This is a genomic window from Leifsonia sp. fls2-241-R2A-40a (genome assembly GCF_030209575.1).
GTDB lineage: Bacteria > Actinomycetota > Actinomycetes > Actinomycetales > Microbacteriaceae > Leifsonia.
The window spans coordinates 1,782,448-1,799,762 of the sequence record NZ_JARVRS010000001.1; the positions used below are offsets into that span (position 1 = coordinate 1,782,448).

General features: G+C 71.2%; 14 protein-coding genes. 3 read left to right on the top strand and 11 right to left on the bottom strand.

What is annotated here, in order from left to right; translation table 11 throughout:
• Nucleotides 1-20: 20 nt before the first annotated feature.
• Together QRN40_RS08990 and QRN40_RS08995 are read right to left on the bottom strand one after the other, a co-directional pair.
• Nucleotides 21-1,931, bottom strand: coding sequence for a YhgE/Pip domain-containing protein (locus QRN40_RS08990; protein ID WP_285115246.1), 1,911 nt, complete (start codon nt 1,929-1,931; stop codon nt 21-23).
• 36 nt (nt 1,932-1,967) lie between these two features.
• Nucleotides 1,968-4,733 carry an MMPL family transporter gene (locus QRN40_RS08995; RefSeq protein ID WP_285115247.1) on the bottom strand — a complete coding sequence of 922 codons (2,766 nt, stop codon included), beginning with the start codon at nt 4,731-4,733 and terminating at the stop codon, nt 1,968-1,970.
• Nucleotides 4,734-4,865: 132 nt separating this feature from the next.
• On the opposite strand from QRN40_RS08995, the gene QRN40_RS09000 reads away from it, so the two are divergent.
• Nucleotides 4,866-6,152 carry an adenylosuccinate synthase gene (locus QRN40_RS09000; protein ID WP_285115248.1) on the top strand — a complete coding sequence of 429 codons (1,287 nt, stop codon included), beginning with the start codon at nt 4,866-4,868 and terminating at the stop codon, nt 6,150-6,152.
• Between the two features lie 24 nt (nt 6,153-6,176).
• On the opposite strand, the gene QRN40_RS09005 is transcribed toward QRN40_RS09000, so the two are convergent.
• A complete protein-coding gene (locus QRN40_RS09005) occupies nt 6,177-7,460 on the bottom strand; it encodes a GNAT family N-acetyltransferase (RefSeq protein ID WP_285115249.1) in 1,284 nt (427 codons plus the stop codon).
• A gap of 83 nt (nt 7,461-7,543) precedes the next feature.
• Between QRN40_RS09005 and QRN40_RS09010 the strand changes: the two genes are divergently transcribed.
• On the top strand, nt 7,544-7,834 hold the full coding sequence (locus QRN40_RS09010) for a hypothetical protein (RefSeq protein WP_285115250.1): 291 nt from the start codon (nt 7,544-7,546) through the stop codon (nt 7,832-7,834).
• 18 nt (nt 7,835-7,852) lie between these two features.
• Here the strand turns inward: QRN40_RS09010 and QRN40_RS09015 are convergent, their stop codons facing one another.
• From QRN40_RS09015 to QRN40_RS09045, 7 genes are all read right to left on the bottom strand, one after another.
• Nucleotides 7,853-8,776, bottom strand: coding sequence for an SDR family NAD(P)-dependent oxidoreductase (locus tag QRN40_RS09015; RefSeq protein WP_285115251.1), 924 nt, complete (start codon nt 8,774-8,776; stop codon nt 7,853-7,855).
• A 3-nt stretch (nt 8,777-8,779) separates the two neighbouring features.
• Nucleotides 8,780-9,094: a chorismate mutase gene (locus QRN40_RS09020; RefSeq protein ID WP_285115252.1), complete on the bottom strand. Its 315-nt coding sequence runs from the start codon at nt 9,092-9,094 to the stop codon at nt 8,780-8,782.
• A gap of 17 nt (nt 9,095-9,111) precedes the next feature.
• Nucleotides 9,112-10,443, bottom strand: coding sequence for an FtsX-like permease family protein (locus tag QRN40_RS09025; RefSeq protein ID WP_285115253.1), 1,332 nt, complete (start codon nt 10,441-10,443; stop codon nt 9,112-9,114).
• Nucleotides 10,440-11,159: an ABC transporter ATP-binding protein gene (locus QRN40_RS09030; protein WP_285115254.1), complete on the bottom strand. Its 720-nt coding sequence runs from the start codon at nt 11,157-11,159 to the stop codon at nt 10,440-10,442. The genes QRN40_RS09025 and QRN40_RS09030 overlap by 4 nt, the downstream gene beginning before the upstream one ends.
• A 103-nt stretch (nt 11,160-11,262) precedes the next feature.
• Nucleotides 11,263-12,741: a glycosyltransferase family 2 protein gene (locus QRN40_RS09035; RefSeq protein WP_285117467.1), complete on the bottom strand. Its 1,479-nt coding sequence runs from the start codon at nt 12,739-12,741 to the stop codon at nt 11,263-11,265.
• Nucleotides 12,742-12,877: 136 nt separating this feature from the next.
• Nucleotides 12,878-13,570: a CE1759 family FMN reductase gene (locus QRN40_RS09040; protein ID WP_285115255.1), complete on the bottom strand. Its 693-nt coding sequence runs from the start codon at nt 13,568-13,570 to the stop codon at nt 12,878-12,880.
• A 44-nt stretch (nt 13,571-13,614) separates the two neighbouring features.
• On the bottom strand, nt 13,615-14,802 hold the full coding sequence (locus QRN40_RS09045) for an LLM class flavin-dependent oxidoreductase (protein WP_285115256.1): 1,188 nt from the start codon (nt 14,800-14,802) through the stop codon (nt 13,615-13,617).
• A 170-nt stretch (nt 14,803-14,972) separates the two neighbouring features.
• On the opposite strand from QRN40_RS09045, the gene QRN40_RS09050 reads away from it, so the two are divergent.
• Nucleotides 14,973-15,893, top strand: coding sequence for a DMT family transporter (locus tag QRN40_RS09050; protein WP_285115257.1), 921 nt, complete (start codon nt 14,973-14,975; stop codon nt 15,891-15,893).
• A gap of 386 nt (nt 15,894-16,279) precedes the next feature.
• Here QRN40_RS09050 and QRN40_RS09055 read toward each other — a convergent pair whose 3' ends face one another.
• Nucleotides 16,280-17,275, bottom strand: coding sequence for an alpha/beta hydrolase (locus QRN40_RS09055; protein ID WP_285115258.1), 996 nt, complete (start codon nt 17,273-17,275; stop codon nt 16,280-16,282).
• Between the last annotated feature and the right edge of the window lie 40 nt (nt 17,276-17,315).

Below are 17,315 nucleotides of genomic sequence, written 5' to 3' on the forward strand. Positions count from 1 at the left end.
GTGTGCAACTTAGTGGAAGGTCACCTCGCGGTCGCCGCGCGCGCAGGGACGACATCCCGCAGCCGCACCGACCGCCTGCCGGCGACGGCGGCGAACGTCAGGGCGAACGCACCGACCAGCCACACCAGCAGGAGACCGGCGGACGCCCAGGCGCTCGCCGCGTCGCCCGTGGCGGCCGAACGCAGCAGAGCGGAGGCGGGCGCGGTCGGCAGCGCCTGCGCGACCGCGAGCAGCTGCGGCGGGGCGGTCGAGGAGAAGCCCGCGACCAGGGCCACGACGGCCACGACGAGGGCGAGGAGGCGGCCCACGCCGCCGAAGGCCGCCGCCAGCGCCTGATTGATCACGCCGAACACCGCGCCAGTGAAGGCCGCGGCGAGGGCGAACCCGATCCACACATCCGGTCGCAGGCCCATCCCGAACTGCGCGGCTCCCGCCACGACGATCCCCTGGCCGGCGCCGATGAGTGCGACGAGGCCGGCCGAACGCAGCGCGAGTCCCGCGCTCGGCGCGGAGGTCAGGAGGAAACGCGTCGGCACGGCCCGCCGGGCCAGCGACGTCACGATGCCGCCGAGCCACAGCGCGAGCACGACGAAGAACGGCAGCGAGGCGATGCCGGTGAGCGGTGCCTGCTGATCGGTCACCACGGGTTGCGCGACGACGGCCGAAAGCGTCGTCATATCGCTGTCGCTGTACGTCGGGATGGATGTGGTCGCCTGCTGCAGCCCGGACGAGAGCTGGGCGGCGCCGTCCGCACTCTGCTGCGCGCCGGACGCCGCGGACGCCGCCCCGCTGCTGACCTGGGCGGCACCTGCCGCCGACTGGGACGCCCCCGCGGCCACCTGCGACGCACCCGTCGCCGACGCATCGATGCCGTCGACGAGCTGGGGCGTCGCCGTCGCGAGGTCCGCGTTGCCGGTGGCGACCTGGTCGGCGACGTTCGCGATGGTCTGCACGTTGCCGTCCGCGCTCTGGAGCGTCGTGAGTGCCGCGTTCGCGCGGGCGCAGAGCCCCGCCGCGGGGGTCGCGCACACCTCGGCGACGATCTGGGTGAAGCGGTCCGTCGCCGACGCCGTCCCCGCCGCGGCCTGATCGGCCACACCCGCGACGGCTGCCGAGCCGCGCGCAAGCCCCGCGGTCTGCGCGGGCAGGGAGGCACTGCCGGCGGCGAGCTGGGACAGCCCCGACGACAGCGACTGCGCTCCGGCATCCAGCGACTGCGTCCCGGCGGCGAGCGATGCCGCGCCTGTCGCGAGCGAGGCGGTTCCCGAGGCGAGCGACGCCGTCCCGGCCGCGAGCGACGCGGCCCCGGTCGCCGCCTGCCCGATCTGCTGGTCGATGGTGTCGAAGCCGGTGTACACGTTCTGCAGGTATTGCACGGTCAGCTGGCGGTTGAGCGACGCCGTCGCGGCCTGCGTGACGGCCGCAGCCAGCGCCGGGTCGACCAGCGCGGCCGCAGGCCCGGTCCGGACCGTCACGGTCGCCTGCGTCGCGCTCGCCGCGGGGCCGCCGATCGAGGTCGCGTCGGCGGAGAACGACTTCGGGATGGTCATCACCGCCGCGTAGTGCCCGCTCTGCAGCCCGGCACGCGCGTCGTCGTCGTTGGTCAGCACCCAGTCGAAGTTCGACGCGTCGTCGGAGGGCGGCGGCTCGGTGGGTGCAGTGCTGGAGCTCCCGGCGGCGATCGAGACGGAGCCGCCCGAGATGAGGGCGCCGGCGAACTGCCGCCCGAGGGGAATGGTCTGCCCGTTCTTCGTGACCGGCTGGTCGTCGTTGACGACGGCGGCGGTGACCCGGTCGAGGTGCTGTCCCGGCGCGAGCAGGCCCCAGCTCAGCACCGCCACCACGATGAGCGGGGCGAGCGCGAGGCCCACCAGGGTGAGCAGCCGGGTGCGATCGGCACCGGTGCGAGCGTCGAACGGTGTGCGGGTCATGGGATGCCTTCCCGTCGCTTCGGCCGGTGGCGGCCGTCAGATGGAGGTCGCCGGCGGTGCGGCCATCCCGGCGGAGACGGGATCGCCCGCAGCGGGTCGCAGGTCGGTGATCGACACCGTGTCCCCGTCGGTCAGGACGACCGCGACGCCGTCGGCCGCGGCATCCCGGAGGGCCGCGGCCAGCCGCTCCCGCTCGGCACCGACGACCGACGCTGCGCCGTCCACGACGAGCAGTCCGGGATGCGCCGAGAGCGCGTCGCGCACGGCGGCGACCGCGTCGGCGGTGCGGTCGACGAGCACGAGCGCACTCGCCGCGCGGGCGGAGCCGCGCCGCGTCGGAAGGAGGAGCCCCGCGACCTTGAGCCGGCCCGCGCCGACCGGACCGCGTCCGGTGAGCGCGAGCGCCAGGGCGGTGTGCTCCGGGTCGCCCACCACGCTCACCTCTCCCGGGAGCACCATGAGGTCCAGGGGACCGGACCCTCCGGCTCGCACACCGGCTGCGGCGACCGCGTACGGCTCGTCGCGCACCGGCCAGTCGGCCGCATCCAGCTCGGCCCGCAGTCCTTCGCCCTCGATGTCGAACTTCGGGAGCACGCGATCGAGGGCGCGGGGGATCCACCAGGCCGCTCGTCCGAACAGCACCAGCACCGCCGGGATGAGCGTCATCCTGACCACGAACGCGTCGATCGCCACCCCCACGGCGAGGCCGAGCGCGATCGGCTGGATGGATGCGTCGCCCTCCGGGATGAACGCGGCGAACACCGCGAACATGATCACCGCAGCGGCGGTCACCACCCGCGCCGAGCCGACGAACCCGTTGTGCACCGCATCCCGGGGGGAGTCGCCGTGCACGTACTGCTCGCGCATCCGGCTGGCCAGGAACACTTCATAGTCCATGGCCAGGCCGAACAGCACGCCCATCAGGATGATCGGCATGAAGCTGATCACCGAGCCGACGTGGGCGACGTGGAGCGGACCGGCGAACAGGCCGCTCTGGAAGACGAGGCTGGTCACGCCGAAGGCGGCGCCGATGCTCAGCAGGTAACCGAGCGCCGCGGTCACCGGCACCACGATCGACCGGAACACCATCGTGAGGAGGACGAGCGACAGGCCGACGACCAGCAGCGCGAACGGCAGCAGTGCTGCGCCGAGCCGCTCCGAGATGTCGATGCCGGCCGCGGTGTAGCCGGTCACGGCGAGGTCGATGCCGTACTCGTGCTCGAAGTGGTCGTGCATCGAGCGGAGGGTCGCCGCGAGGTCCTGGGTCTCCACCGAGTCGGGCGCGCCGGTCGGAACGACCTGGGCGATACCGGTGTCGCCGGTGGGGTTCGGGGTGGAGAGCGGGACGGCCGCGACGCCCGGGACGGTGCGCAGCTCGGCGCCCAGGTCGTTCATCAGCCTGACCGGATCGCTGCTCCCGATCACCGACCCGGTCACGATCAGCGGCCCGTTGTACCCGGGGCCGAAGTGCTCCGCCACCAGGTCGTACGTCACACGGGCGGGCTCCGTCTCATCCAGCGAGCCGGCGTCGGGCAGGGCGAGCCTGAGGGACATCGCGGGAAGGGTGAGCGCCCCGAGGAGGCCGACGACCACCACGATCGTGAGGACCGGGATGCGCGTGACGGCACGGACCCAGCCCCGGGCCACGGGATGGTCGGGGCGGGGGCGCGGCGCCCGCGCCGGTCTCGCGGGCGGCCGCTTCGCGGCTGCGTGCTCCGCGTGCTCCGCGCGCTTCGCCCGCTCGGCGGCGTGCTGTTCCGCCCATCCCGGCCGCGCCCGCTTGGGGACGATCCGCACCCCGGCGAAGCCGAGAAGCGCCGGAGTGAGCGTCGTCGAGATCAGCACGGCGATGGCGACCGCCAGCGCTGCGGCGACGCCCATGGTGGTGAGGAAGGGGATGCGCGCGACCGCGAGTCCGAGCAGCGCGATGATGACGGTGACGGCGGCGAAGACAACCGCCGAGCCGGCGGTCGCCACCGCGCGGGCGGCGGACTCCTCCGGCTCCATGCCCTTGCGCACCTGTTCCTGGTGCCGCGAGATGATGAACAGCGCATAGTCGATCCCGACCGCCAGCCCCAGCATGAGCGCGAGCAGCGGGGTGGTGGAGGCGATGGTCAGCCAGTGGGTGGCGGCGAAGATGATCGCGAGCGACAGGCCGGCCCCCAGCAGGGCATTGATCAGCGGCATGGCTGCCGCGATCACCGACAGGAAGGTCGCGATCAGGACGAGGAACGCCACCGCGAGTCCCAGCAGCTCTGTGACACTGATGCCGGCGGGACTGGACGAGAACACCTGCCCGCCGACGGCGACCTGCGACCCCGGCGGGAGGTCCTTCTGCAGCGTTCTCCCCGCCTGCTGCAGCGCATCCTTCGTGCTCTGCGACACATCCACCGTCCCGACCGAGAGCTGGATGGGCACAAGCGCAGCCGAGGAGTCCGCGCTGATGTTGCCGGTCGACGGTCCGGAGTACGGCGAGGAGGCGGACGTCACCTGCGGGATGGCGGCGATCTCCTCCACCGCCTTCTCCACCGCCGACTGGAACGACGGGTCGCGCACGTCGCCGCCCTTCGGCGCGACGGCGATCAGCTGCGCCGATGCACCGCTGACTTCCGGGAAGGTGCGCGCCAGCGCATCCAATGCCTGCTGGGACTCCGTCCCCGGGATGGTGAAGGTGTTGTCGGTGCCGTGACTCAGCAGCCCGGTGCCGACGAACATCAGCACCAGCGCGCCCAGCCAGACCGCCAGAACCAGCCGACGCGCCCGGTAGGCGACGCGGCCGAGCGAGTACAGGAAGGACGACATCGCGCTCAACCTAGGACCATCCTCCTCGCGCGGCAATGCTGGAAACGAGGCGGAAATGCCGCTCACGATAGGATCGAGTGCGACGGTCGTCCGCGTGGCGCCGACGCGTTCCATCCACGAGAGGACTCCAACGTGCCCGCGATCGTGATCATCGGCGCCCAGTGGGGCGACGAAGGCAAAGGCAAGGCGACCGACGTCCTGGGTAGCCGCATCGACTACGTCGTCAAGTTCAACGGCGGTAACAACGCCGGCCACACGGTCGTCGTCGGCGACGAGAAGTACGCCTTGCACCTGCTGCCGTCCGGCATCCTGACCGAGGGCGTCACGCCGGTCATCGCCAACGGCGTCGTCGTCGACATCGAGGTGCTCTTCGAAGAGCTGGATGCGCTCATCGCCCGCGGCGTGGACGTCTCCCGCCTCAAGGTCAGCTCCAACGCGCACGTGATCACGTCGTACCACCGCACCATTGACAAGGTGACCGAGCGCTTCCTCGGCAAGCGCCAGATCGGCACCACCGGCCGCGGCATCGGCCCGACCTACGCCGACAAGATCAACCGGGTCGGCATCCGTATCCAGGACCTCTTCGACGAGAACATCCTGCGCCAGAAGGTCGAGGGGGCCCTCGACCAGAAGAACCACCTCCTGGTGAAGGTCTACAACCGCCGCGCGATCACGGTCGACGAGGTCGTCGAGCAGCTGCTCGAGCACGCGGAGCGCCTGCGCCCGATGGTCGTCGACAGCTCGCTGCTGCTCAACACGGCCCTCGAGGAGGGCAAGTACGTGCTGTTCGAGGGCGGCCAGGCGACCATGCTGGATGTCGACCACGGCACGTACCCGTTCGTCACGTCCTCCAACTCGACCGCCGGCGGCGCGGCGACCGGCTCCGGCATCGGCCCGAACCGCATCGACCGCGTCATCGGAATCGTCAAGGCCTACACGACCCGCGTCGGCGCCGGTCCGTTCCCGACCGAGCTGTTCGACGAGTGGGGTGAGTTCCTCCGCGAGCGCGGCTTCGAGTTCGGCACGACCACCGGTCGCCCGCGGCGCACCGGCTGGTACGACTCACCGGTCGCCCGCTACACGGCGCGCGTGAACGGTGTGACCGACTTCGTCCTGACCAAGCTGGACACCCTCACCGGCATCGAGCGCATCCCGGTCGCCGTCGCGTACGACGTCGACGGTGTGCGCCACGACGAGGTGCCCGCGTCGCAGAGCGACTTCCACCACGCGAAGCCCATCTACGAGGAGTTCCCCGGCTGGACCGAGGACATCTCGGGCGCGCGCACCTTCGACGACCTCCCGAAGAACGCGCAGGACTACGTGCTCGCCCTGGAGGCGCTCTCCGGTGCGCGCATCTCGGCGATCGGCGTCGGTCCGGAGCGCGACCAGATCATCGTCCGCCACGACCTGATCGACTGATCCGCGTCATCCAGATCGCCGCGCCTAGAACCAGGTGCTCAGCCGCGGCGGAACCGCCGTACGGAACAGGCGGTCGAGCGCATCCGCGTCGCCCTGGATGCGGCCGGCGACGGCGAGGCCGCGCGCCGTGTCGTGGCCGAGGTACACGCTCCCCAGAGCGTTGACCGGCAGCGTCACGTCGGTCGCATCGTCGGTCGCGGCGACCTCCGCACGTCCGTCGGTGACGGTCAGCCGGTAGCGGCCGTCGGCGATGCCGAAGTCGTCCGCCACCTCGAGCACCAGCGAGCCGTCGCGCTCGTAGCTGCGGGCCTGCAGCGCAGCGGGAACATCGAGGATGCGCACCCACAGGTGGTCCTGAACCGACGTGACCTGCGCTCCGCGGATGTCCGACACCAGGGCGGGGAGGGGCTCGTCGACCCCGCGCGTCCACACCTTGACGTTCGCCACCAGGTCGAGTTCGAGCAGGTACCGCCATAGCGCGGTGAGGGCGTCGTCGGTCGCGGCGGCCAGGTAGTTCACCTCGACCGTGTGGCGGGTGAAGTCGACCTCGTCGCCCTTCACGAGGTACGACACGAAGCCCTCCGGCTCGCCGGACAGCGAGTCGTAACGGACCAGGCGGTACTTGTCGGCCTCCGGGTCCCCCTTCAGCGGACCGGTGAGGCGGTGGGCGAGGTACGTCTCCAAGCCGATCTCACCGGCGCGGCCGGCCATCACGCGGTCGAGCACGCCCTCGGCGGTGTCGCGGTACTCCTCCGGGTCGGTGAACGACAGGCGGCCCGTCATCTCGGTGCCCGCCCACCGCACGCGCTTCGTGTCGATGGTCCAGGAGGTCGCGTAGGTGGCCGGGCCGAAGCCCCAGCGGCCGTAGATGACCGACTCCGAGACGGTGAGGATGGCGAGCGGAATCCCCAGCTCGTGCGCGCTGCGCAGTTCGGAGCCCAGGAGCGCCCGGGCGATCCCGCGGCGGCGGTGCGTGGGTGCGACGGTGACCGAGCTGATCGCCCACGCATCCACCCGTTCGCCGCCCGGCACGGTCAGCGGTGCGACCCACGAGTTGACGGTGCCGACCGGCTCCTGGGCCGGGATGGCGTCGTCGTAGACGCCGGTGGTTCGACGGCCGCCGAGGTACCCGCGCGCCTCCTCGAGCACCTCCTTCTTGGGCCGCTCGCTGTGGAACCCGCGGAAGTCGGCGCGGATCCAGCCGTCGAAGGCGTCGGCATCCGTCGTGTCGACCAGCGCGAGTCGCAGGCCGCCCGCGGAGAGGTCGCGTTCGGAGGTGGGGTCGATGGGCTGGCTGAGGAAGTCCATCCCCTCACCGTATCGGGCGCCCCCGACCTGCGGCAGGGCTCAGACCGGAGGGACGCGCGGTCGCCGTCCGCTAGCGTTGAAGCATGAAGGTGCGTGGACTCATCCAGAGCAGCGAGACCCGCGAGCTCACGGCCGAGGCGGATGATGCGGACTCCGCGCGTTCGCGGATCGAGGAGCAGGTCCCCGAGGGCTTCGACCTGCTGCAGGTGCACAACGCGATGCCGCGCGGCGGCCGCGTGATCGCCAAGGCGATCATCCGCGAGGCCGCGGTCCAGGAGATCGAGGCCGAGGGCGCCGACTACGCGGCCGCCCGCGACGCGCTGCGTGCGGCGGTCCCGGCCACGCACCGCCTCCTCACCATCGTCGTCGCCTAGCGCGGCGGGAACGAGCGCTCAGGGGAGCGGGAACGGCTGCCCCGAGGCCTGCTCGAAGAGCGGCCAGAGCGCGGCTCCGAGGCGCGGCGAGCGGGAGGCGCGCGTCGCGGGGGTGTGGACGGGCGCGCCCTTCGTCCAGGCGGCCGGGCCGAGGTAGTCGCCGCCGGCGACCGCGGGGTCGAGCACCGCGCGAACAGGCACGTGGGCACCGTCGTCCTTGCCCTGCGTCCACGCGGCCTGGAGGTTGTCGACGAAACGCTTGGCGCGTGACGGCTGGTTGACGCCGCGAATGCCGGGCGTCCGCCCCGAGGTCGAGTATCCAGGATGCACCACCACGCTCTGCACGGTCGACCCGGCCGCACGCAGGCGGCGGTCCAGCTCGAAGCCGAACACCTGCGCCGCGACCTTCGACCCCGAGTAGGCGCGCCACGAGGTGTACGAGTCCTTCAGCTGGAGGTCGTCCAGGCGGACGCGGCCCAGCCGGGACGCCAGCGAGCCGAGCGTGACGATCCGCGACCCCGGCATGCGTTCCAGCGCCGGCAGCGCGCGCGCCACCAGCCGGAAGTGGCCGAGGACGTTCGTGGAGAGGACGAGCTCGTTGCCCTCCTCGTCGGTCCGGCGCTCGCGGGGCGGGTGGACGATCCCGGCGTTCAGCACCAGCGCATCCACTCGGTCCTGGGCCAGCAGCGCGTCGGCGGCGGCGTCGATCGAGCGCCGGTCCGTCACGTCCAGCGGCATGGCCTCGACGGTCGCCCGCGGCACCCGGCGACGGATCGTCGAGACCGCCGCCTCGGCCCGCTCGGGGTCGCGGCAGGCGAGCACCACGTGCGCGCCGGCGCGAGCGAGCTGCTCGGAAGTCCAATACCCCACACCGGCGTTGGCCCCGGTGACGACGACCGTCCGGCCGCGCGCGTCCGGAAGCGCGGTGACGTCCCAGCCCACCCGCTACTTGCCGTTCTCGACGGCGATGCGCTCGTGGTGGTGGATGACCTCGGCGACGATGAACGTCAGGAACTTCTCCGCGAACGCGGGGTCGAGGTGGCTCTCCTCGGCCAGGGCGCGCAGCCGCTGGATCTGCTCCTTCTCGCGCTCGGGATCCGCGGGAGGGAGTCCGTGCGCGGCCTTCAGCGCGCCCACCTGCTGCGTGAACTTGAACCGCTCGGCGAGCATGTGGATGACCGCGGCGTCGATGTTGTCGATGCTCTGGCGGATGCTGTGCAGCTCTTGGAGTGCGGCCGCCACGTCGCTGTTCTCGGGCATGCTCCGACCCTACCGGGTCACAGTGTGGGCGACGGCTCGGCGAGCACCCGTGCCAGCACCGGCCGGGTGGCGCGGAGAGCAGCCCACACGAGCAGGATGCCCGCGGCCAGGCAGCCGGCCACGGTGACGAGAGTGAGGGGCGCGAGCAGGAGGCTCGCCCCGGTCAGCGGGAAGAGCACGACGGCCGCGGTCACCGCCGAGCCGATGGACGTGATCCGCAGCGGCGAGAGCACCGCCCGGCTACGCGCGGCGTTGATCTCGCTGACGGGCATCCCGATGCGGTCGAGGCTGACGTAGAGGTCGCGACGGTCGAGGATGGCGGCGGCCTGGTTGACGCCGGCGGCGCACGCGACCATCAGGAACGACGCCACGATCGTGATGAGCACACCGGTCCGGATGTCGCCGACGAGGGTCAGCGTCTCGGAGTCGGCTCCGCCCGCGGCGAGGTCGATGAGGGCGACGCCGACGCCGGCGAAGACCGCCACGAAGCTCGTCATGGCCACGCCGGACACCTGGCGCCAGGCCGCTTTCGGCGATTCGAGCACGCTCCGTGCGGCCAGCAGACGGCGCGCGGTGCGTGCACGGCGCGCCTGACCGGTGGCGACCAGCCGCAGCACCCACGGGCCGATCAGGTTGAGCACCGCGATGCTGCCGCCGAAACCGACGGCCAGCACGGCCATGACGATGCCGAGTGTGGGCGCGCCCTGGACCAGTGACAGCAGGCCGAAGGCGACCGCGAGCACCGCGACGGTCACGACGACGCGCACCCAGTGCAGGCGGGGCGCCTGCTGCCGCGTCCGGACCCCGAGCGGCGACAGGATGACGCTGCGCAGTCCCACGACCGCGCTCAGGGCGGCGAGGGCCCCGATACCCACGATCGTGACCGCGATCCAGAGCGGATTCAGCAGGACGGACATCCCGAGCGCCTCTCCGCGGAACGGGATGAGCGCCACCAGCGGCGTAACGGTCAGGTACACGACCACACCGGCGACCGCGCCCACGACCGCCAGAGCGGTCGACTCGATGACGGTGAGCGCGGTCACCAGGCGCGGCGTCGCGCCGAGCAGGCGCAACCCGGCGAGGCGGTCGTCGCGCCGCCGTGCCGAGAGCCGGGCGGCCGAACCGCCCAGGCCGACGAGCGGCACCACCAGCAGCGACAGGGCGACCACGGCCAGCAGCTGGTAGACCGCAGCCGACTCGTCCGTCCAGGAGAAGAACGCCTGCGCGCCACCGGCGACGATGAGGAGCAAGGCGGTCACCACCGCGAACGCGACGACCGGCAGCACGACGGTCGAACGGGCGGTCGCGCTGCGGCGGGCGAACAGCCAGGCCAGGCGGAGGGTCGTCATCGTGCGCTCACCCCGTCCACGATGCGGCCGTCCGCCAGCCGCAGCACGCGCGAGCAGCGCGCGGCCACCGTCTCATCGTGGGTGACCACGACGAGGGAGCGCCCGCGCTCGGTGGTCGAGCGGATGAGCGCATCCATCACCTCGGCGGAGGTCTGCGAGTCGAGAGCGCCGGTCGGTTCGTCGGCGAAGACGACGGCGGCCCCGGTGGTCTGCGCCCGCGCGATGGCGACGCGCTGCGCCTGGCCACCCGACAGCTGGCCGATGCGGCGCGACTCGAATCCGGCAAGGCCGAGCGCGGCGAGCCACATCGCGGCCGTCTGCTCGGCGGCGCGCCGATCCGTCCCGGTGAGCATCAGCGGCAGGGCCACGTTCTCCACCGCGGTCAGCTCGGGCAGCAGCAGCCCCTGCTGGAAGACGAAGCCGAAGGACTCCCGGCGCAGCCGTGACCGGCCGGCCTCATCGAGAGCGGTCAGCTCCAATGCGCCCGCCGAGGTGGACAGGACCACGGAACCCGTGTCGGGTGGAATGATTCCCGCGAGGCAGTGCAGCAGGGTCGTCTTCCCCGAGCCGGATGCCCCCATGATCGCGACGGACTCGCCCGGCTGCAGCCGGAAGTCGACGCCCGCCAAGGCGGTGGACGGGCCGTAGCTCTTGGTGAGGGCTGTCGCGGCGAGGACGGGCGGAGCCGCAGGCGCGGCATGTGGTGCTGAAGTCATGCCTCCAGCCTGGCGATCCGCCCGTCCGGCGGCATCGGCCGCAAGGGGCATCGCTGGGCGGCGGCATCATCCCGTGGATGTCGTCCCCTGGTACGACGTGGGCTCAGCCGGCGGCGACCCGGCCCACCTTCTCGGTCTTGTCCCACTTCGCTTCGGCGCCCCCGAGCTCCTTGAGGTAGGAGTCGAACGTGATCGCGCACAGCAGCGATCCGTAGCCCGCCAGGTAGATCAGCGTGGGAGCCAGCCAGCGACCGGCGCGCGTCTTCTCGGACTTCCGCGCCAGCCACGCGAACACCATCGAGAAGGGGATCCAGATGTAGATCGCGAGCGTGAGAGCGAAGAGCGCGGCGGTGCTGAGTGTCACCCCGAACAGCCCGGGCAGCCAGACGAGTGTCACCGGAGGGAACAGCGCGGTGATCATGACCAACATGTTGATGATGCCGGGGAAGAGCAGGACGTGGCCCAGCTCCTTCTTCGTCGTCGCGCCGTCGGTCAGCGAGCCGAGGACCAGCACGAACAGGTACGCGAGTGCGGCGGAGATCCAGAGCAGCCGGAACACCCCGGTGGCGATCTCGTTCTGCAGGAAGAGCAGCCCGGCCAGACCGATCGACGACAGGATCATGATGAGCGGCAGCAGCCACAGGCTGAACCACACGATCCCGAAGCTGATGCCCCCCAGGTGGTGCGTGCGGGAGGGACGGAACCAGACCTTCGAGTAGCGAGCGGTGACGGAGACGTTGCCGCGCGCCCAGCGCAGGCGCTGCTTCCACAGCCCGTCGATCGCCCGCGGCTCCTCGGCCAGGACGTGCGCGTGCGGCTCGAAGACGACCTTGCGGCCCTGCAGCTGCGTCTCGAACGTGGTGATGGTGTCCTCGGCGAGCGTGCTGGTGTCGATGCGGCCGCCGATGGCGAGCAGGTTCTCGCGCGTGTGCAGCTGCGCTCCGCCGGCGAGGCAGGCCTGGGCGCCGAGCACGTTCTGAGCTCGTCGGGCCGCGGGCTGCGACAGCACGTACTCCGTGCTGATGAACTTGGTCAGGTAGTTGCGGTCGGCGCTGCCCTCGCGGATGTAGGCGGAGACGGCCCCGACCTCGGGGTCGGCGAGGTGGCGCGTCATCCGGCGCAGCGACGTGGGCGTGTAGATGACGTCGGCGTCCATGATGAGGAGCGCCTCCATCCAGTCGTCCTCCAGCACCTTCGCGATGCCGTGGTTGAGCGTGTGCGCCTTGCCCTGGCCGCCCTGCTGCCTACGCAGCAGGTGGACGTTGCCGGGGTACTGGGCGGCGCGATCGCGGACGACGTCGGGGGTGTCGTCGGTGCTCGCGTCGTCGACGACGTAGATGCGCAGGGCCTCGCGCGGGTAGTCCAGCTTCATGAGGCGGTCGATGGATGCGCCGATCACCGCACCCTCGTTCCAGGCGGGGACGACGATGGCCACGCGGGGGAGGTACGGAGCGGCCTTCTTGTAGTGGTTGATCCAGGCGTGGAAGGGGATCACCACGAAGCTCGCGGCGGCCGCGATGACGGGGATGAGCCCGGAGAGCGCCAGGATCAGGCATACGACGACGCCGATCCACTGCAGCACGGTGAGAACGTCCACCCCAAGACCTCCCTGTTCTACCCAGCACCCTATCGCGGAGCCGCCCGGCCCAGACGCGAACAGGCCCCGGTCTCCCGGGGCCTGTTCGTGCACGGAAAAGCGGTCCGCTGCGGGATGCGCGCTAGCGGCGTGCTCCCGGCAGCGTGCCGCCCGCGGCCAGCCGCATGAGGTCCGACCCGAGGTCGATGCCGAGCTCGTTGCCGCCCGCCGAGCCGAACTCGTGCTGGTAGCTGTCCCACGAGGCGTCCGTGATCTTCGATTCGATCTCGGACTCCATCAGGACGACCAGCTCGCGCGCCGCGCGGTCGATGCGCTTGCCCAGCGCCTTGTCCTGCCAGTCCTCGGTGGAGGCGAAGACGGAGGTCGGCGTGGTCATCGTCCGCAGGAAGGCGAACAGCGAGCGCATCTCGCCGTCGACCACGAGCGCGTGGCGCGCGGTCCCGGCGGTGGCACCGAGGATCACGGGCTTGGCGATGAGGAGGTCGTTGTCGAGCACCTGGAAGAACGAGCTGAACAGTCCGCTCGCTTCGGCCTTGTAGACGGGGGCCGTCGCGATGATGCCGTCGGCCGAGCGCAGCGCCTCCACGGCCTTCGTGAACTTCGGGCCCAGGTGGCCGGAGGCGAGTGCCGCCCCCAGCTCGGGCAGCAGCTCGCGCAGGTCGAGGTTGAGCGTCTCGACGGTGCGGCCGTCGCGCTGGGCGGCCGCCTCCACGCGGAGGGCGAGACGGTCTGCGAGCATCTTGGTGGACGACGGATCGCTGACCCCTGCGTTCACCACGACGACGCGGAACGGTCGCTGTGCGGTTGTGCTCATGGTGTGTCCTTCTCTCGGTTCGAGTCCGTTGGTGAGCGTCGGCGTCAGAGCGTCGGGTAGCTCGCCTGGAGCTCGGCCTCGGTGTCCTGGTAGGGCGATCCGCCGGTCACGTTGTCACCGCGGTTCGCGTTCGGGCGCGGCTGGCGCGGAGCCTGGTCGCCGTACTTGGCAGCGACGAGCGACGCGTGGGTGGGGGCGTCCGGGGTCTCCGGGTCCTTGCGGGCCTCGGTCTCCTTGCGCAGCACCGGGATGACGTACTCGCCGAGCAGGTCGAGCTGCTCGAGCACGGTCTTCAGCGGCAGGCCGGCGTGGTCCATGAGGAAGAGCTGGCGCTGGTAGTCGCCGGCCCACTCGCGGAACGTGAGGGTCTTGTCGATGATCTCCTGCGGGCTGCCGACGCTCAGCGGCGTCGCGTCGGTGAACTCCTCCATCGTCGGGCCGTTGCCGTAGACGGGGGCCTCGTTGAAGTAGGGGCGGAACTGGTCCTTCGCGTCCTGCGAGTTCTTCGCGATGAAGGCCTGACCGCCCAGACCGACGATCGCCTCCTTGGCGGTGCCGTGGCCGTAGTGCTCGAAGCGCTCGCGGTAGAACGCGATGAGCCGCTGGAAGTGCTCCTTCGGCCAGAAGATGTTGTTGGCGAAGAAGCCGTTGCCGTAGAAGGCGGCCTGCTCGGCGATCTCCGGGGTGCGGATGCTGGCGTGCCAGACGAACGGGGGCACGTCGTCCAGCGGGCGCGGCGTGGAGGTGAAGCCCTGCAGCGGTGTGCGGAAGCGTCCCTCCCAGTCCACGACGTCCTCGCGCCACAGCCGGTGCAGGAGGTTGTAGTTCTCGAGCGCGAGCGGCAGGCTCTGGCGGATGTCCTGGCCGAACCACGGGTACACGGGGCCGGTGTTGCCGCGACCGACCATGAGGTCCATGCGGCCCTTCGACAGGTGCTGCAGCATCGCGTACTCCTCGGCGACGCGCACGGGGTCGTTCGTCGTGATCAGCGTGGTCGAGGTGGTGACCGTGAGCTTCTCGGTGAGGGCGGCGATGTGGGCCAGCAGGGTGGTGGGGGACGAGGAGAAGAACGGCGGGTTGTGGTGCTCGCCGATCGCGAAGACGTCCAGCCCGACCTCCTCCGCGTGCGTGGCGATCTTGACGATCGCGTCGATGCGCTCCGCCTCGCTCGGCGTCTCACCGGACACCGGGTCGCGGGTGATGTCGCTGACGGAGAAGATTCCGTACTGCATTGCTGGCTCCTCTTGTTGTTTGTCGCCGTATCTATGCAAACGCATACAACGCACGAGGCGGGAAAGTATTCCCGGTCCCATGATCCCCGTCCGGCACTCTGGCCGCATCTCGTGCATCGCTGTCCGATTTCCGCGCGCGGGCCGTCGGTGGCACCCGCTAGCGTCGAGGGGTGAAGGTCGCTCTGCAATTCGCCGCCATGGGGCTCGTCTGGGGCGCCAGCTTCCTGTTCATGAAGATCGCGCTCGAGGGCGTCAGCTTCGGGCAGGTCGCGTGGGCGCGGCTGGTGTTCGGCGCGGTGACGCTCGGCATCATCGCGCTGGCGATGCGGGTGCGGCTGCCGCGGGAGCCGATCGTCTACCTGCACTTCGCGGTCGTCGCCGTGACCTACTGCGTCATCCCGTTCCTCCTCTTCGCCTGGGCCGAGCAGTACGTCTCCTCCAGCCTCGCGAGCATCTACAACGCGGTCACGCCGATCACGACGGCGATCCTCGTGACGGCGGTGTTCCGCGTGGAGAAGCTCAACCGCGACCAGGTGCTGGGCGTGCTCGTGGGCATCCTTGGTGTCGTCGTGGTGGTCGGACCGTGGGCGGTGGATGCGCTGGCCGGCAGCCTGTGGGGCCAGCTCGCCTGCCTGGGTGCGGTGACCTGCTACGGGTTCAGCTTCGGCTACATCCGCCGGTTCATCAGCCCGCGGGAGGTGTCCGCGACCGCGAGCGCCTTCCTCAACATCGGGCTGGCGGCCGTGGTCATGCTGCTGCTCACGCCCATCGTCGCCTGGCATCCGATCGAGTTCAGCTGGCCCGTGCTGCTGTCGCTGCTCGCGCTCGGAGCGCTCGGGACCGGCGTCGTCTACATCTGGAACATGAACGTGCTGCGCGCGTGGGGTCCGACCGTCACCTCCGGCGTCACCTACGTCACGCCGGTGATCGGCGTGGCGCTGGGCATCCTCATCCTCGGCGAGCACCTGACCTGGAACGAGCCGGTCGGGGCGCTCATCGTCATCGCGGGAATCCTGCTCACGCAGCAGCGCGTGCGGCTGTTCACCCGCCGCCAGGCCGAGCTGGCGGCGCAGGAGGCGGCCGCGCGCTAGCCGCGCGACCCTGGCCGCCCGACGCTGGCCGCGGCCATCATCGGAGTTTCCGAGGTCATCGCCGGAGATTCCGGCCGATCTCCTCGGCATCTCCGTCCCGGCCGCTTTGCGTCGGAGATTCAGGCGTCTTTCTCCGACGCTAACCGATGCGCGGCGGCCGCGCAGGAGCGGCAGGCGCGGGAGACACGGTAGGCGGCAGGAGGCGGCGGCGCGGTAACCGCGCAAGCCCCGTCTGCCCGAGCCATCGTCGGAGTTTCGGAGGCCATCGTCGAAGTTCCCGGCCGATCTCCTCCGGATCTCCGTCCCGGCCGCTTTCCGCCGGAGAATCAGGCGTCTTTCTCCGACGCTAACCGATGCGCGTCCGGAGGGGCCGGGCGGCGGCGCGTCTAGCCGAGGTGCGACCGCAGGAACGCCACGGTCGCCGTCACGGCGTCCCGCGCCTCGGGATACGCCAGGTGGAACTGGTACTCGTGCGGGAGTGCCGGCGCGTGATCCGCCGGCCAGAACAGCTCGGTCACGTCGACCCCCGCGGCTCGCAGCGCGGCCGCCATCGGGACCGACTGGGTGACCGTGAGACCGTCCCCGTTGCCGCCCGAGATGTACGTCGGCGGGAAGCGCGAGGTCACGTGCCGGAGCACCGACATCGTCCGGCCGGCCGGGCTGTCCGACCAGTCCTTGGTGCCGCTGTACGCCCACATCGCCGTTTTGAACCCCCAGCCCACCAGCCCGGTCAGGCCGGCCAGCGCATCCAGGTCGTACACACCGCAGTTCAGGATGATGCCGCGCAGCTGCTGGGGGCGAAGCGCGGGAGGGATGCCGACGAGCTGAGCATAGTCTGCGCTCGTCGTCAGGGCGGCCAGCTGGGCGGCGAGCTGGGCGCCCGCGGAGTCCCCGGCGAGCACGACGCGCGAAGGGTCGACGCCGAGCGATCCCGCGTTCGCAATGATGTGCGCGAGCGCGGCGTTCACCTGGCGGAGGGCGGTCGGGTACGCCGCCTCCGGCGCGAGCGTGTAGTTCAGCCCGATCGCCGTGAAGCCCTCCGCCGCGAGAATGCGGAGGTACGGCTCCACATCCCGGCTCGACCCGGACAGCCAGGCGCCCCCGTGCACCCAGACGACCGTCGGCAGCGGGCCGTCGGCGCCCTCCGGACGGAACACGTCGAAAGTGAGCCCGTCCACGCCCGCATCCACTCCGACGTCGGCGGTCGTTTCCTGAGGCACGAACGGCTGCATCTCGGCAACCGTCTCGCGCGCCCCCTTGGTGAACACCCGCCGGATGACCAGCGCGCTCGGCCAGGGAGACGCCCGCGCGAACGCCACCGCCCCTGCAACCACCGCCCCCACGCCGACGAGTGAACTGACCAGGGCCGCTCGAGCACGCATCCCCTCACCGTAGCGCCGCCGAGCCCAGGAAAAACGCCCC